The following is a 22,204-nucleotide window of genomic DNA, read 5'->3' on the forward strand; positions in this document are numbered from 1 at the left end:
AGTGTCAGCGATGACCCGAGACACCACAGCGCCTTATGTGCGCACTATCGCTACGAAATCCCGGTCGGGAGGTCAGCGGGCGAGCTTGAGCACCTCACCCCAGCCGATCCGTGAGCCGGTGCGCAGAATGGAACGCTGGTAGATCCGGGCCGCGATCCAGATGGCCGCGGCACACACCGCAGCCATCAGACCGAAGGTGACGATGATCTGGACGGCGTCGGTGTCGCCGGTCGCGATGCGCATCGGCATCAGTGCCGCGCTGAACGGCGGAATCCAGCTCAACACCTGGATGAATGTCGAATCCATCGCCTGCACACCGAATATGCCGGAGTACATCACCGCGACGGCCAGGAACGTCAGCGGCGCCGACGAGGAGTTGAGTTCTTCCTGGCGGGACACGATGGCACCGGTCGCGGCGTACAGCGAGGCGAAGAACAGGAATCCGAGAAGGAACCAGGCGATGACCGCGGCGAACATGCCGACCGCCGCGCTGGGCAGGGTGAGAATCCCCGTCGCGGTGCCGGCGATCAGCGCGGTGGCGCCGAGCAGCAACACCTGCGACAGGGCGACGGCCCCGATGCCGATGATCTTGCCCCACAGCAGGTGCAGGGGTTTGATCGTCGCCAGGAGCAGTTCGACGACGCGTGAGGTCTTCTCCTCGACGACACCGACGGCGACCATCGTGCCGCCCATCATGATCGCGGTCACCAGCAGGACCACACCGACGAGCGCGATCACCAGGCGTTGTCCCTCGTCGGGCTTGTCCGGCTGGGTCTGCTCCACGGCGATGGTGACCGACGGCAACGACGCCGCGGCCACACCACGGTCGGCCAGCGCCTGGTTCAGGTTGACCTGTGACACCGCGGTTCTGATGGCGCCTTCCACGGCGGGTTCGACGCCGCTCTTGCCGACGATCACATAGGTGCCGGGGGCGTCGCCGGGGATCAGGGCGGCTGCGACATCCCCGTCGGTGACGCGTGTGCGTGCCTGTTCGGCGGAGTCCACGGCTTCGGTGGTGATGGTGGTTCCGGCCGAGTCGCCCACGGCGACAATGGACTCGGTGACCGCTGTCGGTTGTCCGACGACGGCCACCTTCTCGGCGTCGTCGCCTCCGGCGAAGAGGTTGAGAACGATGGCGCCGACCACGATCACCACCATCAGCAGTCCGGTGCTGACGACGAAGGACCTGGTCTTCGCGCGGGTCGCGATCTCGCGGCCGGCGACGAGGCGAATCGCTTGGGCGGCAGAGGCTCTCGGACCGGAATCGGTGGGAGCGTCGGGGATGTCTCGTAGCGTGGTCATGCGGATACAACCTCTCGGAACAGGTCGGTCAAGGACGGTGTGGACGTGGCGAACCGGTGCACTGGACCGTGACGCAGTGCGGCCGAGAGGATCTGCTGGTCGTCGGCGAGTTCGGGGTCGATCAGCAGGCGGGTGGTCTCGCCGTAGGTGACGCGGCGGACGCCGGGCAAGGAGTCTGCCCAGCTCACGTCCGAGCGCGGTCCGGTGACTTCGAGGGTGACGCCGTCACGGGAACGCAGGTCGTCGACGGTGCCCAGGGCACGCATCTCACCACGGGTGATGATGCCCACCCGGTCGCAGAGCCGCTGTACCAGGTCGAGCTGATGTGACGAGAAGATGACCGGGATGCCCTCGGCTGCTTTCTCTTTCAGGACGTCACTCATGACGTCGACGGCCACCGGGTCGAGCCCGGAGAACGGTTCGTCGAGCACCAGGACGTCGGGATCGTGAACCAGCGCCGCCGCGAGCTGCACACGCTGCTGGTTGCCGAGGCTGAGGTCGGCGACGTTGTCGTCGTAGCGTGCGCCGACACCCAGCCGATCGGTCCAGCGCCGGACGGATTCCTGCGCCTGCGCTGCCGACATACCGTGCAATTTCGCGAGGAAGGTGAGCTGTTCGCCGACCTTCATCTTCGGGTACAGGCCGCGTTCCTCGGGCATGTACCCGATTCGGCGTCGCAGGTCGAGGTCGATGGGCCGGTCGCCGAGGCGTACCTCGCCGGAATCGGCCGACAGCACACCGAGAATGATGCGCATCGTCGTGGATTTCCCTGCGCCGTTGCTGCCGACGAAACCGAAGATCTCGCCGGGTTCGACGTGAAAGGTCATGTCGTGCAGGGCGACGAGGTCTCCATAGCGCTTGTGGAGCCCGTCGACGATCAGTCGTGCGGTCATGATGCGTTCTCCTCGGTGTCGGTTGTCTTGGTGCGCATCTCGGCGAGATCTTCTGGATCGGGATCGGCCATCCACCACGCGGTGAGCATCGTCGGCATGGAGACGGCGGCGACGACGAGGGTGATCAGCAGGATGGCGCAGCCGTAGACCCACTGACCGGGTACCTCGTCGCGGAAACTGAGGACCATCAGCACCGCGTAGGGGATCAACATCAGGGCGTACAGCACCACGAAACCGATGGAACGTGCCGAGTTGCGTTGTGCCACCTGGATCTCGTCGAGCGCGGTGACGGGAGTGTCGGCGATGGAGCCGGTGACGATCCGCAGCAGCGACAGTGTCGTCAGCAGGCCGACGAGCCCGATGCCGAACGGAAGCATGAACCATCCGGTGCTCAGGAAGGCGAACACCGAACTCACGACGAGCAGCGTCGAGAAGAACGCCTGCACCAGCACCAGCCTGCGAAAGGTGCGCCGGTTGCGCCAGGAGATCAGCCAGTGCGAATACTTGGCGTTGAACTCCTGGTGTCTGCGACCGCGCCACTCCTCGTAGCGTCGCCAGACGGCCGGGGTGGCCTCCTCGGGGATCGCCGAGTTCGGATTGTTCATCACTGTCCTCCGGGATCGTCTGGGTGTGATCGGGCTGGCGGTTGGCGGTCTGAGGCGGGCTCTCGCCGGTACAGCTCGGCCGACATCGCGCCGAATTCGGTCCGGCTGAAGACGGCCTCGACGGGTAGGTCGAAGACATCGCAGATGCGGAAGGCGAGATCGAGGCTGGGGTAGTTGTCGCCACGCTCGAGCGCGCCCACCGATTGCACGTTGATGCCGACGAGCGCCGCGAGTTCGGCGCGCGACATCTGCCGTTCCGCGCGCAGTACGCCGATGCGGTTGTAGATGGGGAGCTTTTCCCCACGGCGTATTGGACTCACCTGACTGAGTGTTGTGAAAACACAACAGATTGTCAACCCCGAATCGGTACGGAAATCTGGTTCCGAGTCCAGCCGGGTACTCATCGATGCCCGATGGGTTGCTCAGAAGGCGGCTCAGCAGTAGGTATCGCCGGGCGATACCTACTGCTGAGCGTGTCTTCTCGCGGTCAGTCGGCGGGCCGGGAGGTGACGCCCAGTAGTTCAGCGGCCACGCGTGCCGCCTCGCGTCCGGCGCGGTTGGCGCCGATGGTCGACGCCGACGGCCCGTAACCGAGGAGCTGGATGCGGGGATCCGACTCGACGACCGTCGCGAGACGACCGGTCATCGTGATCCCGCCGCCGGGCGCACGCAGGCGCAGCGGCGCCAGGTGGTCGAGGGCGCTGCGGAACCCGGTGTTCCAGAAGATGACATCGACGTCGAGGGCGGCAGGTCCGTCGGATGTGTCCGGACCGTCGGCGCCGCAGTCCCAGCACACGCCCGTCTCGGTGATGCGGGTGAACATCGGCCGCCACGCGAGGATTCCGTCGCGTTGCGCGGCCGCGATCGTCGGAGTGAGCGCCAGGCCGGTCACCGAGACCACCGACGTCGGCGGGAGTCCGGCGCGGACGCGTCGTTCCACGCGTGCGACGGCTTCGCGTCCCTGCTCGGGGGTGAACGGGGCTGTGTTGAATACCGGCTCGCGTCGGGAACACCAGAACGTCTGGCTGCCGGGGGCCTCGCGGGCGATCTCGATGAGCAGCTGGATCGCCGAAATGCCGGCGCCCACCACCAGTACCCGCTTGCCGGCGAACTCGGCGGGCGTCGTGTAGTCGTGCGTGTGCAGCTGCCTGCCGCGGAAGTCGGCGGCGCCGGGAATGTGGGGGATGAACGGCCGGTCCCACGTTCCGGTGGCGTTGATGATCACCCTCGACGTGACGCTGCGGCCGTCGGCCAGTTCGCTGCGGAAGCCGTCGCCGTCGCGTCGAACCGTCCGCACGTGGACCGGGCGATGGACGTTGAGCCCGAACTTCTCCTCGTAGCGGCCGAAGTACTCGGGCACCGCGGTCGCGGCGGGCAACGCGCCGCAGTCGGTGCCGAGCGCGTCGGTGATGCCCCATCCGGGCAGGTCGTGGACGCCGTTGGCGGTGGCAAGGGTGAGGGTCGGCCAACGGAATTGCCAGGCTCCGCCGGGGCCGGGTGCGTGGTCGAGCATCTGGTAGCGGTTCTCCAGGCCGAACCGCGGCAGAAAGTACGCCGCCGACAATGCCGCCTGGCCACCGCCGATGATCAGAACATCGGTGTCGTCCTCGATCTGCACGACACCACTGTGTCACGGCTCGCGGTCGCGGCCCGCGCAGCTGCTGCGGTCGGTACGCTTGGCGCCCATGATTCACTCCACCACCGACGGAGCCGTCGTCACCATCGAGCTCGATCGGGTCGACAAGCGCAACGCTCTGAACGAGGAGATGCTGAGCGGGCTCTCCGATGCCTTCACCGCAGCGCTCGATGCGGGGGCGCGGGCGATTGTGGTGACCGGGCGGGGGCCGGTGTTCAGTGCCGGCGCAGACCTCTCGGGCCCGGTGTACGACCCCGATTTCCTCGACACGCTCGTCGGGACGCTGCGGCAGATCGAGTCGGTACCGGTGCCGGTGATCGCCGCGTTGAACGGCTCGGCTATCGGCGCGGGCCTGCAGCTCGCGATGGCCGCGGACCTGCGCGTCATGGCGCCAGACGCGATCGCCGGCATCCCGGCAGCGAAAATCGGTGTGGCCGTGGACGAGTGGACGATCCGACGCCTGGTCTCACTGGTCGGTGCCGGGCAGGCGAGGGGTATGTTGATCGGTTGCGACCCGGTGAACGCAGACCGTGCGCACGCACTCGGTTTCGCCAACCGCATCGGTGATCTGACCGACGCGCAGCACTGGGCGGCGACCATCGCCGACCTGGCGCCGCTGACCCTGCAGCACTACAAGCTCGTCCTCAACGGTGACGGCGCCCGGGATGCCGCGCCGGAGGAGAGGGCGGCGGCGATGATGCGCGCGTGGGAGAGCGCCGACCTGCAGGAGGGGCGTGCGGCTCGCACCGAGGAGCGTGCGCCGCGGTTCACCGGGCACTGATCAGTAGCGCCACGGGGCGGAACAACGGCCGGCGTCAGCGCTCGAGGGTGAGAGCGACCACGGAGCCGATCAACAGAGCGAGCATGCTGCCGAGTAACAGGGCGGCGGTGGCCAACGGCATGATGCATAGCGTGACGACAGTGCAGGCGCACTGACGGACGCGATCCATAGTCGTCATGGCTGACTACCGCCCATTTTCTGCCACGGGGAGAGGTCGCCACGCAAGAGTTGGTCCGTGTGCTGCCCGAGCGAAGGAGGAGGCGACGGTACCGGTGGTGGAGTGCGGCTGAAACGCGGGGCCGGTGCTGGTTGAACCACTCCGCCCACGTTGACGAATGTCCCGCGCGACTCGAGGTGCGGATGGTCAGGTGCTTCGGTGAACGACCACCGGCGGTCGATCACGGAATTGTTCACGGAAGCCTCAGCTATGCCGTCAGTCATTTGCGCTGCACTCACTTTCCCGAGAACGAGGGTCGGCGGCCTTCGCGGAACGCCGCCATGGCCTCAGTGGAGTCCTCGGTGGATTGGACTACGGCCTGTTCGGCAGCGACCATGTCGAGTGACGTCGCGAAATCCACACGTTCACCGTTACGCACGAGACGCTTGATCGCACGCACCGCTACGGGGGGTGCATCCGCGAGTCGGCGGCAGAGGGCTCCGGCGGCGTCCGCGAGTGCATCGGGCTCGTGCAGCGACGTCACGATACCGAGCTCGAGTGCCTCGGTCGCGTCCACCCACCGACCGGTCCACAGGAGTTCGAGGGCACGGGCTTGGCCGACGATCCGCGGGAGTAGGTGTGCTCCACCGTCCCCAGGCAGCAGTCCGACACGGATGTATGACTCGCAAAAGCGTGCCCGTGTGGACGCAAGCCTGATATCGCAGGCGAGTGCCATGTCCATTCCGGCACCCACCGCGACTCCGTCGATCGCAGCGACGAGTGGCTTGTCGAGTTCCAGAGATGCCGCAGCAACCCGGTGGACCCGGTCTTGGAGAACCTCGAAACGACCGAGAGTTGTTGTCACCTGGGAGAAGTCCTCGAGATCGACACCGGCACAGAAGGAACCAGACGAGCCGGTCACGAGGACGACCCGCACCTCAGGGTCGGTGCGGGCCGACCGTAGAGCTGTGGCCCACGCATCGACCATCTCGAGTGTGAAGGCATTCTTGCGCGACGGCCGGTTCAGTGTGATGGTGCCAATGCCGTCGGTGACCGAGTAGGTCAGCTCGGAAAATCGCTCCTGCGCAACAGCTGCCATGTATTCATTCATCGTGTGACCAAGCTCCAGAAACCGTCTCGTCCGACATTCGTCACGATCCGGGTCAACGTGTCGTCCCACTGTTGTAGCGACCCGTACTCGTTCCGCCACGTGAGCGCGGCCTGAGTGAAGTGATGCAGCGGATGTTCTCGCGTGGTACCGATCGCGCCGAGTACCTGATGTGCATTCCGTGCAACCGACGAAGCTGCATGGCCGGCACAAGATCGGGCGACGCCAATCGCATACTCCAGTGACTCCCCGGTCCACTCGGTTCGGACGCACTCCGACAGTGCCGCTTCTGTGGCTGCTCGAGCCAGAGCCGACTCGGCCGCGATGTCGGACACAAGATGCTGTATAGCCTGGAACTTTGCCAGTGGACGGCCGAATTGGGTGCGCTCTCCGACGTACGTGACCGTGAGGTCCAGTGCTCGGTCGAGGGCTGCGCACACCTGAATGGTCCGGGCGAGGGACCCCCGAAGCCTGAGTTGTGTGATCACCGAAGGGTCGGTTTCGTTGCCGCGCAGCAGTTCCAAAGGGACCGCTACATCGTCTCTGGGTTCGCCTATGCGGTTCGTCCCGGGCGTTATGTCGGCGTCATCGGTGGCGACATCACAAATAGTGACGACGCCCGGTCCCGCTTGATACACAAGTGTCAGGACTTCTGCCTCCGCGGCCCACGGCACGCGGCGAGCGAGCCCGCCCCCGTCTACGAATCCGATTGTGTAACGTGCGCGTTCGGCGGGCAGGCCGGCCTGGTCGCGAACCCATCCTGTGAGTAGGTCGTGTTCTGCATAGGGTATGCGCACCCCATGCCAGGCACTGGCTTCGAGCAGCACTGCGGCTTCGGGCCATCCCGCGGCGCTACCCCCGCGAGACTCGGTGGCCGTGAGGTTTGTCAGTCCGAGGCCATCGAGCGCGTTCCACACGTCGAGGTTCCACCGAACGGGGGAGTGCATGTCGCGGTGAGCTTCTCCACGGTCCTGGAAGAACGCGAAGATCATCTCCGCAAGATCCGGGTCGACTTCGGGACTGTTCGTCACTGTCATCTACCTAATCCCCAATCCTCGCGCGATTACTCCGCGCAGAATCTCGTTGGTGCCGCCGCGAAGGGTGAATCCGGGTCGCTGAGCTACAGCGGAATCGACAAGGCCCCTGAAATCGCGGTCGCAGGACGCCGGATCTGCGATGACGTCGGCGAAGTCGGCTATGTCGCCCTCGGTGGTCGTCCCCAGTACTTTGACCGCGGCAGCGGAAACGTCAACACGTTCGTGTCGTTCGAGGGCGGCCGCGACAGCCGAGGACATGTGGTGCAGCCCTGTGAGCCGAGCGGTCAGTTTTCCGAGGTCGGAGCGTTCAGTGAGTGTGCCGAGTCGCATCTGTTCGGCCGTTGCGGACAGCAGAACGGCGGTCGAGAGAAACCGCTCGGGACCGCTGCGCTCGAAGTCGAGTTCGGAGGTGACCTGTGTCCATCCGTTGCCGATGGTCCCGAACACCATGTCGTCCGGGACAACGACATCGTCGAGGATCACCTCGTTGAAATGATGTCTGCCGTCCATCGATTCGATGGGACGGACATCGACACCTGGAGAGCGAAGGTCGACGATGAACTGACTGAGTCCCGCATGGCGATGATCAGGATCAACCGGTGATGTTCGGGCAAGGCAGATGAAGGCGTCGGCGTGATGTGCGCCGGAAGTCCAGACTTTGGTGCCGTTCAGAGACCAGCCGTCATCCACCTGCTTCGCCCGGGTCTTGACGCCGGCCAGGTCAGAGCCGACGTCCGGTTCGCTCATACCGATGGCAAAAAAGCAGGCACCTTGGGCGATCTCAGGGAGGAACGTGCGCTTCTGGAGTTCGCTGCCGTATTTCAGCAGTGACGGGACAATCTGGCGATCGGCGATCCAGTGCGCTGCGACCGGAGCCCCGGCAGCGAGCAATTCCTCGGTGACCACGAATCTCTCCAGAAAGCTGCGGTCGCGGCCCCCGTACTCTGTGGGGACGGTCATGCCCAACCATCCACGGGCAGCAAGTTCGCGGGAGAAGCTCTCGTCCCACCCGGTCAGCCAGGAGTCCACTGCGGGCTTGATCTTGCCGGCCAGCTGTTGCTGAGCGATGAATTCACGGACTTCGTAGCGCAGGGCATCCAGGTCGTGGGGATCCCCTTGGGAGCGAGGCACGATCCTGCGTTTGGTAGGAGTCACTTCGTCTTTCTCTGATTCTTTCTTGACGGATTCTTCTGAGCGATAGGCGGTGTATGCCCACGGACTCAGATCTTCGGCGAGACCTCGGTCGGTGTGTCCTGCCAGGACTCGGTATTTGCGGCATGTGCGCGGCCTTCGGCGCGGATCTGGTCTTCTTCTTCCATGCTGCGGCGGACCGCTTCCTGCGCGTGCGGCGGGAGCTCCGGCAGCAGTGCGTGCACGCGCTCGCGGTGGCGGGCGACGGCCTTGCGTTCGGGCATACCGGGATTGGGCTGCACCTGCGGGATGATCTCGGTGAAGTCCTCCTTGGTACCGCCACCGGAGATACCCGCAGCCTGCATCGCAGCCTCCTGCGCGGCGACCGCGTCGTCCTTCTCCTCCGACATACCGATCGGACCGAACCGGTCACCGGAGAGGAACTGCTTGACCACCGGCTGCTCCGAGGTCAACAGCTGCTCACGCGGACCGAACATCACCAGCTCCTTGCGGAACAACATGCCGATGTTGTCCGGGATGGTCCGGGCGATGTTGATGTTGTGCGTCACGATCAGGATCGTCGCGTCGATCTGCGCATTGATGTCGATCAACAACTGCGAGATATAAGCCGTACGCACCGGATCCAGACCCGAGTCCGGCTCGTCGCACAGGATGATCTGCGGATCCAGCACCAACGCACGCGCCAGGCCGGCACGCTTGCGCATACCACCCGAGATCTCACCGGGAAGCTTGTCCTCGGCACCGGTCAAACCGACCAGGTCGATCTTCTCCATCACGATGTCGCGGACCTCGTTCTCCTTCTTCTTCGTGTGCTCACGAAGCGGGAACGCGATGTTGTCGAACAAACTCATCGAACCGAACAGCGCACCATCCTGGAACAGCACGCCGAACAGCTTGCGGATCTCATAGAGCTCCTTGGCCGAACACTGCGTGATGTCGGTGCCATCGACGATCACCGAACCCTGCTCCGGATGCAGCAACCCGATCAACGTCTTCAGAAACACCGACTTACCGGTACCCGACGGACCCAGCAGCGCGGAGACCTCACCCTCCGGGAGTGGCAACGACACGTCCCGCCAAATGTTCTGCGAACCGAACGATTTCGTCAGATTCTCGACACTGACCTCAACACCCATGACGTTTCACCTCCTCCTCAGTCGTGTTCAGTTGCCCGGAACCGCGGGAGCGGGAGCGGGATCGGCCGGGAGGTCGGTGGTGCCTTGCGATCCGGTCAGGTCTCCACCGATGCCGGTGATCTCGGTGATGACCCAGTCGTGGTTGCTGTCGATAGTCAATCGGTAGGTCGCCGTTGACTCAATTCCGTCCGGTGCCTGGGCGTTCTTGGTGAGCACGTTGACGAATGCGGTCACGTCATAGATCCCGTTTGACTCGGATTCCACCTTGGCGGTGATGGGAGAGGACGTCGAGGTCCACTGAAGCGGTTTGATGAGTTGCTCCATCGACGTGGATGCTTTACGCAGCCGTGCAGCGAGTTCCGGTGTGGTTCCGGAGGTCAGGCTCTCTCTCCACTGCTCTGGGTTCTGGTAGTCCATATTTGCCGCTGCCGTGGCGTAGTCGAGAGCAACGCGCTCTGCGCGAGCCGCGTTGGCTGTCCTCGCATCGACGTCGTCGAGATGAGAAGACTTGTCGATGACCATCGCAGCGAGAACTCCGATCACCGCGATGAGCGCGAGAAAGGTCGACGCGATCAGGACGGTCTTCGCCGAGATCTGATAGGACGACAGCCCGCGGATCCGGCTTACAGGTGGTGAATCCGTCGTCGGACCAGGTGTGGTGTCCGAAGTATCGAGACCGACGTCGCCGGTCGTGGTGTCGGAATCGGAGCCGGCGTCGAGATCAGGATTCGGGCCCGTGGTGGTGGTGCTCATTTCGACCTACCTTTCAGTTGAGGGGAGGGGGGGGTCAGGTGATTGGGCCGAGCGATCAACGTCCTCCGATCGGTACGTGCACTGTGACTGCGCCCTCGGGGTGTGTGGCGGCGACGAAGTTGTTCAGCAGCCGACCGAGATCCACGGACTTGAGTGAAGCGGCGCCGGCCCGCGCCGCGGGCAGAAGGTTGACTCCGATCGTGTTCAGGTTCGCGGAGTTCGTGTCGAGAAACGCTTGCAACTCGTTGAGGAACGGGCTGGCCCCGTCTCGGATGCCGGTGAACAGCGGCCCGCCCAGTACGGTCACGTCCCGCGCGCCCACAAGGATCTCGACCACCGCATGCCCGAACCCGTCGAGCAAGGGCGAGGTCTCGCGCAATTGTTGCGGGATCGGTCCGCTGCGGATGAGCAGAGGCTGCAATGTGGCCAGTAAAGTCACAAACGCATCTCGCTGCTGGGTGAGTTCCGCAGCCAGAATGCTCCCCGCTCGATTGAGGTCAGCGACGACCTCGCCACCTTCGGGTAAGCCGGTGTCGAGTTCTCGAAAGATCCTTTGAACCTTCTGGGGGCCGATTTGACGAAGGGCAACCGTCAGCCGCTCAGAGAGTTCCTTGAAGGTCGTCGATGACTCGACATTGTTCGAATCGACCAGGGCGCCGTCGGATAGGTACGGACCCGAACTCTTGTGGGGTAGGACTGCGATGTATGCCTCGCCGAGTGCGGAAAGGCTATCAACCCGGAATGTGCTGTCGACGGGTATGGACAGCGAGTCGTCATACTCGAAGTCGAGCTCGGCCCCGGCGGCGGTAGGCCTGATGTCGGTCACGCGACCGACTTCGATTCCGCGGGCCAAAACTCTGGAACCGACGAGTATTCCGTTGGTGTCAGGGACGGCCACGGTGGCGTTGCGGTGAGCCGGCGTCCCCACGTGCAAACCGACTTGCACGATGTATGCGACCGATACCACCGCCAAGATCACCATCGCGAGCACCGACAGCCGATTCTTCGTGATCAACGGATTGCCCCCAGCATACGTAGGACGGTCTTGGTGTCGTCGAGGAGTTGCCGGTCATCTGTTGTGCTCACGGAGGTGACGTTGACGGCAGGCCTCTCGATCCACGGAAACAGCGTGGTTTCGAGGAACTCGGTCAAGCGATCCGCAGCGCGGGGTGCCTGGTCCCAGATCCCGCGTCCAGCCTCGGCGGTGTCGGCGAGGGACTCCAGCATCGGGACCAACCACATACCGCCGATGAAGATCGATCCGACGGACGGAAGGAGCGTGCTGACGTGGGACAACACCGATTGAGCAACCCGTTTGAAGTAGTGCACACTCTCGGGTGCGAGCACCCCGGCGATCTTGTCGGACTTGTCCACAAAAGCGAGAGACGTGGCGTCGAGGCCGTTGAGTAGCCGGTCGATCTCGGCTGTACCCTCCGCGAGGTTCCCGAGATCCAAGGAAACCGTCGTGGCCATACTCCGCACGTCTTGAAGCGCCGGCAGGGTCGTGTTGAGGGTCGCCATGGTGTCTTGCACCTTCTGGATGCTTCCGCCGTTCACGAAGTTCGCCAGTACTGCGATCGTGTCCTCGAGCTGCGGAGGCGACGTGGTCTGCGTTTGGGGCACCACGCTTCCCTCGGTGAGGAACTCGATCGGCCTTGACGACGGCGGGGGTGGGGTCAGCGCGACGTAGGTATCGCCCAGGAGGGTGTCCTGGCGGATGATGGCGTGCGAGTCGGCAGGGATCTTGACCGACGCGTTGAGGCCGACGAGGACGTCGACCCCGGAGTCCGAATCGTGGGTGGATTCGACTGTGCCCACCCGCAACCCATCCAACTGGACATCTGCTCCGACTGGAAGGTTGAGAACGCTCGCGAACTTCAGGATGACGCGGTAGTCGGTGGTCACACCGACGCGCGCTGACGGCAGATCGTGGGGACTGAGCGAGCACCCGTTCAGGACAAGGGCCGCGCAAAGACCCGCCAGCGCGAGGTGAACCAGGCCGCGGAGACGCTTGATCGTCATCATTGTGAAGCCTTCCCGAGGATCATCGACAACAAGTCCACGGTGCCCCCGCGACTTGTTCGAACAGTGGGCGCCTTGTAGGGAATGGACAACCCACCCGTCAGGTTCGCCTGGGCGCGCATCCCGGCAGCAACCGACGGCACCATGCCGTAGAGGCTTTGGAGATCGGGAGAGCGTGCTGCGGCCAGCGCGATGATGTCTTTCACCGGGCCCCTCATCGTCGGCCAGATGTACTCGTCGCCGTAGTTACGCTGGATGTCGTAGATGGTCGCCACGATCCACCCGACTCCTCGACAGAAGTCGCCGGCCGGTCCGAGCAGATCGTCGCCGCGCCAGGTGACCTCGGGCATCTGGTTCACGATGCTCATGATCTGTGGCCAGCGTTGAAGCGCGGATTCATTGAGCGGGGCCATGTTCGCGACCGATGAACCGATATCGGCGATGAACTGGTCGGGATTTCGGGAAGCCGAGGCAGCTTGCTGGAACATCGTATTCGCAGCAGGACCGACTCCTACAAGAGCTGCATCCAGTCCGTCGAGTGCGGACTCCACATCGCCGGAGTCGGCATCCGTGATCGCCTCGATGAAATCCGAAGCAGAGCCGGCGATCTCGGAGATGCTCTTGGGGGTGTGCGTGCGTTCAGTGTTGATGCATTCTCCCGGCGTGAGCATTTCACCCGAACGGTAGTTGCCGACGAGTTCCAGGCTCCGGTCGGCGAGAAGCGACTTCGAGCGGGTGACGGCCTGGACGTCGGCAGGGTAAGCACGTCCGTCGTTCAGGGAGAATTCGACCTGCACATGATCTCCGCGAAGCGTGACTGCGCTGATCTCGCCGACTTTCATACCCATCTGGGTGACCGGATTCCCCACGTAGAGACCGATCGTCTCATCGAGATCGGCGCAGTACCCGTCGCCGCCGGCGTGGTGGGTCGACGGTTTCGTCGTGGTGCCACCAGCCTTGGTGATGACCAGACCGGTTACGGCGACGGCGGTGATAACCGTTGTCGCCAAGATCATTTTCAGCTTGCGCGACTTCATCTCAGCACTCCCGTCCGGCCAGTGGCACACACACGTTCTTCGCCCACAACGAGCCGCCGCCGATTTCCTTCATTCCCGTCGGCGTCAGCCAGGCGGCGAACTGTCCCCGCATCTTCACGAGATTGTCGAGGGCGGGACCCATATGCTCCTGGATGTCCTTGATGCCGTCCCGCAAGGCGACGATTCTCGATCTGAGTTCGTCGCTGTTCTCCAGGTAATACTTCTCGAACGGGATCAGACGGTAGGTCACACTCGCGAGGAGTTTGTAGGTGTAGTTGAATCCTGCCCAACTGTTGTTGTATGCGCTCACGACCTGATCGATCTTCGTGATGAGGCCGAAGATGAACTCTCGGTTCGCGTTGAAGCTCTGGAGATACTCTTCGGCCAGAGCAGCGACCTGATGTACCTGTGTCCGTTGCTTGTCGAAAACCTCGGTGATCGCACCCATGCCATCGACGATTGACTCCAATGACGTCGAGTTGCCCTGCAAGGCTGCGGCTACCTGCTTGAGATTTGCATTCACATCGGTTCCGTCCACGTGGTCGGTCACGGTGGGCGCGCTCTGAAGGACATCCCCGATGGAATAGGGCACCGTTACACGATCGGCCGGAATCGAGCTGACGAGAGTCCTCCGACCGAGCGGTATGAGGGAGACCGCGTAGCCGCCGACCGGGGTCAGCATGCGGACCTCGACGCGGGACTGGTCACCCACTTTCGTCGACTCATCAACGCGCAACCGGACGACAACTTGTTCAGGTGCCAACGACATCCCGGTCACCTTGCCTACGCTGATCCCGGCTACGCGCACGTCCTGGCCGATCGAGATCGAGGACGCGTCGGTGGTTTCGAATCGGATCTCCTTCTGGGCGGGTGGTCGCAGGTAGAGAATCCCGAGGGTGGCGAGCATGATCGCCACCACAAGGAGAGCGGTGCTGCCCAGGAGGATGTTGCTCGAACCGATCCGCTGAAGAACCTTCATCGGACCGCGTCTGTTCACTGTGCGCACAGGACCACCTCACTGCCGGACAGCAGGACCCGGACATCGGTCGGGAGCTGGGCCCGGCCCTTGCTGCACTTCTTCGGAGCGCCGGTCCCGGGTTGCGAGAACTGGAGACCCGCCAGAGCGCTCGGCATGAGCTGGAACGACTGGAGGGCGTCGGTCATGTCGTCGAAGTGCTGCTGGATGAACACATCGACGTCGAGATCGGGGCTGACACCCAGAGCTTTGAGAAGGCGTTCGATAGGCTCGACAAGGGCGGGGCCCGTGGTCGCCGTTTTCTCGAATTCGTTCAGTACCTTCATTGCGGCGCTCATGGGTATGTTCGCTGCCTCGAGGAACTGAATGACCTGAGGGGAGCGACCACCCATCGAGTCCGAGATCCGCGCCATGTTGTTGGTCAATGTGGAAATCACCTTCTGGCGGTCCGTGGCGAACTCGGCGAGTTTCTGGGCACTGTCGAGCATCGGGCCCAAGCCGCTGCCGTCACCTTGGAGGAGAGCAATGGCGTTCTCGCTGAACTCGTTGATCTGTGCAGTGTTCATCGTCGACAGCACCGGTTGCAGTCCGTTGAACAACTCGGTGATGTCGAATGACGGAATAGTCTGGGATGCAGACAGATCGGTCACGGTTCGGCCGGGATCGTCGCCTGGTGTGAAGTCCAGATACCGAATTCCGGTTAGACTCTGGTACTTGATCGCGAGCTTGCTGCTCTCGGTCAATCGGTACTTGCGGTCCATCGTGAACCGAACGTGCGCCACGGGAGCGTCGTCGCGGTCTTCCAACTCGACCGAGATCACCTTGCCGATGCGCATCCCTTTCGTCCGCACGTCGCCGTTCTCGTGGAGTCCGGAGGCGTCGGTGAAATCCGCACTGTATTCGGCGGCCTTGCCCTCCACCGGATTACGCATGGCATTGACGACGAGGACGAACAGAGCAACTGTGACCGCCGCGACCAAAGCGACTTTCAGAGCTGCGAAGATCGTGGCCTTGCGGTGCGCTGACATCAGTTTTCTCCTCCTGGGCTGTTTGGGCTCAGGCCCATACGGGCCAGCGAGCTCGACATCGCCGGCAAACCGCCGAGGACGACTCGCAGCTGCAAGACCTTCTGCTGTCTGGACCCGGTGAAGGCGGAATCGAGTCCGTCGATTGCGTCCATGAGTTTTTCCATGCTCGCTACGCCGCCGATAGCCTGTGGCAAGGGGTCGGTGAGGTACTTCACCGAGGTTGTCAACGGCGTCAGTTCGCTGCCGTGCGACGCCAGCAACGAGCCGGCCAGCCCGAAGAGATCTGAAGAGGCGAGGGTCAGGCCGGCATTCGTGAGGTCATGGAACTGCTCGGGGACGCCGCGTGATCCGTCGGGAAGCATGTTGTACGGACTCTCGGTCATCACGTACAAGGAGTCGAACACGCTTCGGGTGAAGGTCGGAAACTCCTCGAGGAGTGCGTTCGCGCGGCGCATGAGCACCGTGGGCATGTGTCGCTGTGTTCTCGCCACCGTATCGGCCACGATGACCCCGGATCGGATGAGCGGGGCGAGACCGGTCGCGTATCTCATCACCTTGTCCAGGCTGGCGATCACATCTCGTGTCAGAGTGCCGTCGACGACGAGAGAACCCTGCTCGAGCATTGTCGACATGGTGAAGTCGGGGGACGAATCACGGTGCAGAACAGTGCCGGTCCGCAAAGGTAGGCCGCCGTCGCGAGGCACGATGTTCACCGCGGTGATCCCGAAGTAGTTCTCGGGACGGAAGTCGAGATCCAAGGAATCGGTGAGGACGGAGTTCATCGACGGGTCGAGATCGAGATCGAGGTTCACCGTGCCGGCTCCAGGTGTGGCCACCTCGGTGACCTGGCCGATCTCGGCGCCGTTGAGAAGTACTTTCGAGCCTGGTTTGATCCCTGGTCCCAGGGCCGGGACGACTACCCGGAGCTGGGTTCCGTCGGGCGCGGACGTCCGCGAGTAGACCATGCTGGTGATTCCGACGACGAGTGCGAGGACGGCGATCGTCGAGACCCCGACCAATGTGAGTGTGCGTAACTGGCGGCCGAGATCGCCGCGGATGAAGTCTTGCGTTGTGTGTCGTGACAAGATCAACCCTTGAATGGAAGTTCGGGACTCAGGCCCCAAATGGCGACGGTCATAACGAAATTGAGCACCACGATGGCAACGAGACTCGCACGGATGGCACGTCCGGATGCCAGTCCGACACCGGCGGGGCCGCCGCTGGCGAAGTACCCGTAGTAGCAGTGGATGAGGGTGACCACCGCGCAGAACAATACGGCTTTGAGCACAGATGCGATCAGATCGGGGAGGGTGACGAACTGCGCGAAATAGTGGTCGTAGGTGCCGGATGGCTGATCGTGAAATGTCTTGACGATCAACCCGCCGGTGACGAAGCTGACAACAAGAGCCATCAGATAGCTCGGCAGGACGACGAGCATGCCGCCGATGAGCCGGGTGCCCACGACGAACGGGATCGCTCGAAGACCCATCGATTCGGTCGCGTCGATCTCTTCTGAGATTCGCATCGCGCCGATCTCTGCGGTCATCCGGCAGCCCGCCTGGGCGGCGAAGCCGATACCGGTGATGATCGGTGCGATCACTCGAATGTTTCCGAAAGAACCGATGATTCCGGTCAGGGCGCCGAACCCCAGGAGGTCGAAGGCCATGAACGCCATGATCGCTACGACGGCGCCGACAGCTATGCCGAGGAAGAACATCAGACTCACGACGCCGCCATCGACAACGAGCGAGCCACTGCCCCAGGCCATGTCGTTCATCGTCTTGACGGTCTGCTTGCGATAGTGGCGCAAGGTGGTGGGCAGCATGGTGAAGGTCTTGTAGACGAAGACTGCGACTTGGCCGACCTCGAGTGCCACATCCTGGGCAGCTCTGCGAAGGCGGTGCCCGAAGCGGTGTCGAAGGGTGGTTCTGGTTGACTGGGTCATCACGTTTCCTTCATCGGTCACGCCATCTGTGGGGGGAAGAACATGACCTGCAGCTGGCTTACCATCAGGTTTGTCATGAAGATGCAGAACACGGAAAGCACAACGGACGCATTGACTGCATTCGCCACGCCTTTCGGGCCACCCTTTGCCTCGAGTCCCCGCAGGCTCGCTATCACGACCACGATGAGCGCGAACAGCAGAGCCTTCAGCACGGAGAACATGAGATCAACGGGCGTCGCGAAGGCTCCGAAGCTCTGCCAGAAACTGGCCGGGACGACGTCATTGACGTTCGACGAGATCGCGAGTCCGGCGGCGACGCCTGACGCGATGATGATGATGCACAGCGCCGGCGCCATCATGAGCATGGCCAGGAATCGCGGGACGATCAGTCGCTGAACGGGATTCACTCCCATGACCCGCATCGCTTCGATCTCTTCACGGATAGATCGCGCACCGAGATCGGAAGCGATCGCCGATGCCGCGGCGCCAGACATCAGCAACCCGGCGGCCATGGGCGCACCCTGGCTGACGACGCCGAGACCGCTTGCCGCGCCGGCCAAGGAGTTCGCTCCCACCTGATTCATGACACCGCCGACCTGAACCGACACTTCGGCCCCGATCGGGACCGCCATCAGAAGTGCCGGGAGGGCGGTGACCTTGAACAGTCTCCACATCTGTTCGACGACCTCGGCGACCGGCAGGCGGAGCGTGGCGATGTCGGTGGCGGAGAACCAGATGACCTCGCCGGTCAACCGAACGGCCCGACCGATGGTGTCGACGCTCTGCACCACCCGGCCTGCGACTCCCCGGAAGGGTTTGACGACAGTACGGACCGGTGCCGAGGACTTGGGGATGCGCCCGGCGGAAGGTGCGATCGCCATCGTTACCTTCCGCTCCAGACCGGGGCGCGCTTCTCGGCGAATGCGCGGGGACCTTCTTTGGCGTCCTCCGAAGCACGTACCGCCGCGCGCTCGGACGCCGACAGAGTCCAGGAATCCTGCTCGTACCAGACGTCACCGTCGACGATGTGTTGAGCCACACGCTTGCTCGCCTGGACGGCCAAGGGCGCGTTGGACGCGATCAGCCTCGCGGTGACAAGTGCCTCTCCGAGGACCTGATCGTGCGGCACCACTCTGTTGATCAGGCCGAGGCGCAGTGCGGTGGTGGCATCGACGGGTTCGCCGGTGAACATCAGTTCGTAGGCGATCTTGGGTGGGATCTGCTTCGGCAGACGGAAGACCCCGCCGGCGCCGGCGATGATTCCTCTCTTCACCTCCGGGAGGCCGAACACGGCGCTCTCGGAGGCGATCGCGATGTCGGATGCGAGGACGAGCTCGGTTCCGCCTCCGAGAGCCACGCCGTTGACTGCGGCAATGGTCGGCTTGCTGATGTGATGGGACACGTACCCGGCGAAGCCCCAGGCGGCGCGGACCCCATCGACCGGAACGATCTCCTCGCCAGCGGCTATGGCTTTGAGATCTGCTCCTGCACAGAATGATCTGTCACCGGCACCGGTCAAGATCACGACTCGCACGTCCGGGTCTTTGTCGGCGCGTTCGATCGCATCGCCGATCGCGGCGTTCACCGCTCCGTTGATGGCGTTGCGTGCATCCGGGCGGTTGATGGTGATGGTGAGTATGTGATCGTCCTGCGTACATGACACAGGGGTGGTCGCGACCTGGGGCTGAGCCACGGGTTTCCTTTCCGGGTTCGGAGGTTGGTTCTCGGCGAGTGTGGTCAGGCGCGCGCGACGTACCGCGTCCTCGGCTGGGTGAATGCCTCGAGTCCCCAGCGCCCGTTCTCCACGCCGAGGCCGCTGTCCTTCACGCCGCTGAACGCGGCGCGTGGTGACGGTGCCGCATGAGTGTTCACCCATGCGGTGCCGCAGACCAGCTGATCGGCGATCTGAGACGCCCGCTGCTCGTCTGTGCCCCAGACGGAGCCACCCAGACCCGCAGTCGTCGAGTTGGCGCGGACGAGGACCTCGTCGACCGTCTCGTAGGGAAGGACCGGCAGCACCGGACCGAATTGCTCCTCGGCGACAACGAGCGCTTCGTCAGAGACGCTGGTGAGGATGGTCGGGCGGTGGAAGAAACCGGCACCAACATCCACAGGGTCGGTGTTCGTAACGATCTTCGCACCGCGAGAGACCGCATCATCGATGAGGGAGACCACCCGGCGATGCTGAGTAGTGTTGTTGATCGGGCCGAATTGGGTGGTTTCGAGGGCGCCATCGCCGAGCGCTGCGCTGTCGGCGATCGCGGCGAGGGCGGAGACGTAATCCTCGTGACGCGAGGCGGGAACATAGAGCCGCTTGATCGCGATGCACGTCTGGCCGTTGTTGATGAAGGCCGACCAGAAGAGCTTCTCGGCGATCGCAGCAGGGTCCACGTCGTCGAGCACGATCGCTGCATCGTTGCCGCCCAATTCCAGGGTGACCCGCTTGAGGGTCGCGGCGGCGGATGCGGCGACGCGTTTACCGGTCTGGGTCGAACCGGTGAAACTGACTTTTCGGGGAACTGGATGTGAGGTGACCTTGGGGCCCAGTTCATCTCGTCCGGTGATCACGTTGAGGACGCCCGGGGGAAGGATCTCCGCAAGGGTGCGGACCAGGAGAAGACTGGACATCGGTGTGAAGGGTGATGGCTTGAGCACCACGGTGTTTCCGGCACGGAGGGCAGGTGCCAGCTTCCACGATGCGAGCAGAATCGGGTAGTTCCACGGCGTGATGGCGGCGACGACCCCGAGCGGCTCGTGGGTCACCTCGATGTATGTGTCCGAGTCATCCTGAACGACTTCGGATGGCAGATCGAGCGCCGCGTAGTAGCCGAACCAGGCTGCGGCAGCACCGACTTCGCGTCGTGATTCGTTGATCGGCTTGCCCTGTTCGGTGGTCAGGAGGCGCGCGATGTCCTCCAGGTTCTCGGTGAGAAGACGAGCACAGTCGGCGAGCAGGGACCGACGCCTGTCGGCGTCGACGGCCCATTCGCGTTGGGCCTGCAGCGCAGAAGACATCGCCTCGTCCAACTGGCTGTCGGTGCAATCAGGGACTTGGCCACACACCTGACCGGTTGCGGGATTGATGACCTCGAAGGTGTCAGGCGAGGACACCTGCCGGCCGTGTATCACCATAGACGGGTTGAACACCGTAGAACTCCTTGTCGGGTGGTTGTCGAAGTTGGGATTCAGAAGAATCGGCGGAGAATTCGTTGCTTCCAAGTCCGCGCCGGGGGATACAGCAGAGGCGGATCAGGTCGCGTGGAGGTGGTCACCACGGCTTTGCGATGACTCATCGTTTCGTATCCCCATCGTCCGTGGTAAGCGCCCATCCCCGAGTTCCCGACGCCGCCGAAGGGGAGGTTGGGTGCCATGCAGTGCAGGCCGATGTGGTTGATTACCACTCCGCCGGAGCTCGTCTCGGCAACCACACGATCCGCCGCGGTGCGTGACCCGCTGAACAGGTAGGCGGCCAGAGGCTTTTCTCTTGCGTTGATGAAATCGATTGCGGCGCTCAGATCCTTGACCGTGACAATGGGAAGGATCGGTCCGAAGATCTCTTCCTGCATGACTTCGGAGTCGGGGTCCGGGTCCAGGATGACCGTCGGTTCTATCGTGAGCCCCTCGCGACTGGTGCCACCGCCGTGAACGATCTGACCGTTGTGTCCGTTCAGCAAGCCGAGAAGGCGGTCGAACTGTCGGGAGTCCACGATGCGCAGTCCGGGATCCGGTTGCGGCCTGAAGGATTTCAAGGTTCTTACGATTGCTCGTGTGAGCTTGTCGGCGACCTTGTCCGTCGCAAGGATGTAGTCCGGGGTGATACACGTCTGTCCCGAGTTCATCAGTTTCGCCCATACGATGCGACGCGCGGCGACGGCGATGTCGGCGTGATCATCGACGATCACGGGACTCTTGCCGCCCAGTTCCAACGTGACCGGCGTCAGGTGGGGAGCGGCGGCGGCCATGATCCGCTTTCCGACTGCCGGGCTGCCGGTGAAGAAGATGTGGTCCACACGTGCGGCGATGAGGGCCGATGTTTCGGGTACGCCGCCCTCGACGACCTGGACCGCGTCGCGATCGATGTAGCGCGGAAGGAGTTCGGCAAGGAGCGCGGACGAGCGGGGTGCGAACTCGGATGGCTTGACGACAGCGCAGTTGCCGGCGGCCAATGCGCCGACCAGGGGGCCGAGTGTCAGATACAGCGGGTAGTTCCAGGGTCCGATGATGAGGACGATTCCCTGAGGCTCCCGGTGGACACGGCCTCGACCGGGGGCCTGCATGAGTGGCAGGCGCACGGTGGTGTCACTCATCCACTTCTTGAGTCCTGAACGCGCCGTTTTGATCTCGGCTAGTACCGCGGCGATGTCAGCGAGCCATGCGTCGGCTGGGGGTCGTCCGAGGTCGCTGTCGAGCGCAGCGACGATCGCATCCTCGTTCTCGTTCAGAAGACGGGCGAGGCCCTCGAGTTGGGCGAGCCGCCACTGGAGCGTGCGAGTGCGTCCGTCGGCGAACGTGAGTCGCAGTCGTTCGAGGGTCGAGTGTGCGAGCGTAGCGGGGCCGTCGGCGCCTTCTGCGGAAACGGATCGGCTCTGGGAGGCCACCGAGGTCATCTGCATCTCCAGTCGTCAATTTGTAGGGC

22 protein-coding genes and 1 pseudogene are annotated in these 22,204 nt (G+C 63.5%); 1 reads left to right on the plus strand and 22 read right to left on the minus strand.

All coding sequences use genetic code 11. The features are described 5' to 3' along the window. Window positions 1–72: 72 nt before the first annotated feature. The 5 genes from H1R19_RS06170 to H1R19_RS06190 all read right to left on the minus strand — a co-directional run bounded on the left by H1R19_RS06170 (window position 73) and on the right by H1R19_RS06190 (window position 4,418). Window positions 73–1,302, minus strand: coding sequence for an ABC transporter permease (locus H1R19_RS06170; RefSeq protein ID WP_219850914.1), 1,230 nt, complete (start codon window positions 1,300–1,302; stop codon window positions 73–75). After that, a complete protein-coding gene (locus H1R19_RS06175; RefSeq protein WP_188330122.1) occupies window positions 1,299–2,195 on the minus strand; it encodes an ABC transporter ATP-binding protein in 897 nt (298 codons plus the stop codon). The genes H1R19_RS06170 and H1R19_RS06175 overlap by 4 nt, the downstream gene beginning before the upstream one ends. Beyond that, complete coding sequence (locus H1R19_RS06180; RefSeq protein WP_188330121.1) at window positions 2,192–2,800, minus strand: hypothetical protein; 609 nt, start codon at window positions 2,798–2,800, stop codon at window positions 2,192–2,194. Before H1R19_RS06180 ends, H1R19_RS06175 begins: the two co-directional genes overlap by 4 nt. Next, the gene (locus tag H1R19_RS06185) at window positions 2,800–3,120 is read right to left on the minus strand and encodes a helix-turn-helix transcriptional regulator (RefSeq protein WP_219850916.1); all 321 of its coding nucleotides are present in this window, start codon (window positions 3,118–3,120) and stop codon (window positions 2,800–2,802) included. The genes H1R19_RS06180 and H1R19_RS06185 overlap by 1 nt, the downstream gene beginning before the upstream one ends. Before the next feature lie 167 nt (window positions 3,121–3,287). After that, complete coding sequence (locus tag H1R19_RS06190; RefSeq protein ID WP_372632007.1) at window positions 3,288–4,418, minus strand: NAD(P)-binding domain-containing protein; 1,131 nt, start codon at window positions 4,416–4,418, stop codon at window positions 3,288–3,290. A 67-nt stretch (window positions 4,419–4,485) separates the two neighbouring features. On the opposite strand from H1R19_RS06190, the gene H1R19_RS06195 reads away from it, so the two are divergent. Then, complete coding sequence (locus tag H1R19_RS06195) at window positions 4,486–5,217, plus strand: enoyl-CoA hydratase (protein ID WP_219850918.1); 732 nt, start codon at window positions 4,486–4,488, stop codon at window positions 5,215–5,217. Between the two features lie 174 nt (window positions 5,218–5,391). Here the strand turns inward: H1R19_RS06195 and H1R19_RS23180 are convergent. The 17 genes and pseudogenes from H1R19_RS23180 to H1R19_RS06275 form a co-directional block, all read right to left on the minus strand. Beyond that, window positions 5,392–5,592, minus strand: a pseudogene (locus tag H1R19_RS23180) (CoA transferase); the annotation flags it as partial. A gap of 77 nt (window positions 5,593–5,669) precedes the next feature. Continuing rightward, entirely contained in the window at window positions 5,670–6,473 is an 804-nt protein-coding gene (locus tag H1R19_RS06200) for an enoyl-CoA hydratase/isomerase family protein (RefSeq protein WP_219850920.1), read from the minus strand. Window positions 6,474–6,481: 8 nt separating this feature from the next. Further along, the gene (locus H1R19_RS06205; RefSeq protein ID WP_219850922.1) at window positions 6,482–7,519 is read right to left on the minus strand and encodes an acyl-CoA dehydrogenase family protein; all 1,038 of its coding nucleotides are present in this window, start codon (window positions 7,517–7,519) and stop codon (window positions 6,482–6,484) included. Further along, a complete protein-coding gene (locus H1R19_RS06210; protein ID WP_244970892.1) occupies window positions 7,520–8,674 on the minus strand; it encodes an acyl-CoA dehydrogenase family protein in 1,155 nt (384 codons plus the stop codon). It abuts the gene before it with no gap. 65 nt (window positions 8,675–8,739) lie between these two features. Continuing rightward, the gene (locus tag H1R19_RS06215) at window positions 8,740–9,807 is read right to left on the minus strand and encodes an ABC transporter ATP-binding protein (RefSeq protein WP_219850924.1); all 1,068 of its coding nucleotides are present in this window, start codon (window positions 9,805–9,807) and stop codon (window positions 8,740–8,742) included. Between the two features lie 27 nt (window positions 9,808–9,834). Then, window positions 9,835–10,560 (minus strand): hypothetical protein, encoded by a 726-nt coding sequence (locus H1R19_RS06220; RefSeq protein WP_219850926.1) that lies wholly within the window; start codon window positions 10,558–10,560, stop codon window positions 9,835–9,837. A gap of 55 nt (window positions 10,561–10,615) precedes the next feature. Further along, window positions 10,616–11,575: an MlaD family protein gene (locus H1R19_RS06225; RefSeq protein ID WP_219850928.1), complete on the minus strand. Its 960-nt coding sequence runs from the start codon at window positions 11,573–11,575 to the stop codon at window positions 10,616–10,618. Beyond that, complete coding sequence (locus H1R19_RS06230; protein WP_219850930.1) at window positions 11,572–12,582, minus strand: MlaD family protein; 1,011 nt, start codon at window positions 12,580–12,582, stop codon at window positions 11,572–11,574. Before H1R19_RS06230 ends, H1R19_RS06225 begins: the two co-directional genes overlap by 4 nt. Further along, window positions 12,582–13,619: an MlaD family protein gene (locus tag H1R19_RS06235; protein ID WP_219850932.1), complete on the minus strand. Its 1,038-nt coding sequence runs from the start codon at window positions 13,617–13,619 to the stop codon at window positions 12,582–12,584. Before H1R19_RS06235 ends, H1R19_RS06230 begins: the two co-directional genes overlap by 1 nt. A 1-nt stretch (window position 13,620) precedes the next feature. Next, window positions 13,621–14,598 (minus strand): MlaD family protein, encoded by a 978-nt coding sequence (locus tag H1R19_RS06240; protein ID WP_219850933.1) that lies wholly within the window; start codon window positions 14,596–14,598, stop codon window positions 13,621–13,623. Between the two features lie 14 nt (window positions 14,599–14,612). Next, window positions 14,613–15,623, minus strand: coding sequence for an MlaD family protein (locus H1R19_RS06245; RefSeq protein WP_219850935.1), 1,011 nt, complete (start codon window positions 15,621–15,623; stop codon window positions 14,613–14,615). After that, complete coding sequence (locus H1R19_RS06250; RefSeq protein ID WP_219850937.1) at window positions 15,623–16,708, minus strand: MlaD family protein; 1,086 nt, start codon at window positions 16,706–16,708, stop codon at window positions 15,623–15,625. Before H1R19_RS06250 ends, H1R19_RS06245 begins: the two co-directional genes overlap by 1 nt. Window positions 16,709–16,710: 2 nt before the next feature. Then, entirely contained in the window at window positions 16,711–17,568 is an 858-nt protein-coding gene (locus H1R19_RS06255; RefSeq protein WP_219850939.1) for an MlaE family ABC transporter permease, read from the minus strand. A 17-nt stretch (window positions 17,569–17,585) separates the two neighbouring features. Further along, window positions 17,586–18,449 carry an MlaE family ABC transporter permease gene (locus H1R19_RS06260; RefSeq protein ID WP_219850941.1) on the minus strand — a complete coding sequence of 288 codons (864 nt, stop codon included), beginning with the start codon at window positions 18,447–18,449 and terminating at the stop codon, window positions 17,586–17,588. Window positions 18,450–18,451: 2 nt separating this feature from the next. Continuing rightward, on the minus strand, window positions 18,452–19,261 hold the full coding sequence (locus H1R19_RS06265) for an enoyl-CoA hydratase-related protein (protein ID WP_219850942.1): 810 nt from the start codon (window positions 19,259–19,261) through the stop codon (window positions 18,452–18,454). Between the two features lie 44 nt (window positions 19,262–19,305). After that, complete coding sequence (locus H1R19_RS06270; protein ID WP_244970893.1) at window positions 19,306–20,715, minus strand: aldehyde dehydrogenase family protein; 1,410 nt, start codon at window positions 20,713–20,715, stop codon at window positions 19,306–19,308. Between the two features lie 38 nt (window positions 20,716–20,753). Beyond that, complete coding sequence (locus H1R19_RS06275) at window positions 20,754–22,175, minus strand: aldehyde dehydrogenase family protein (protein ID WP_372632013.1); 1,422 nt, start codon at window positions 22,173–22,175, stop codon at window positions 20,754–20,756. Between the last annotated feature and the right edge of the window lie 29 nt (window positions 22,176–22,204).

The sequence above is a fragment of the Gordonia jinghuaiqii genome (assembly GCF_014041935.1).
Taxonomy (GTDB): Bacteria; Actinomycetota; Actinomycetes; order Mycobacteriales; family Mycobacteriaceae; genus Gordonia; species Gordonia jinghuaiqii.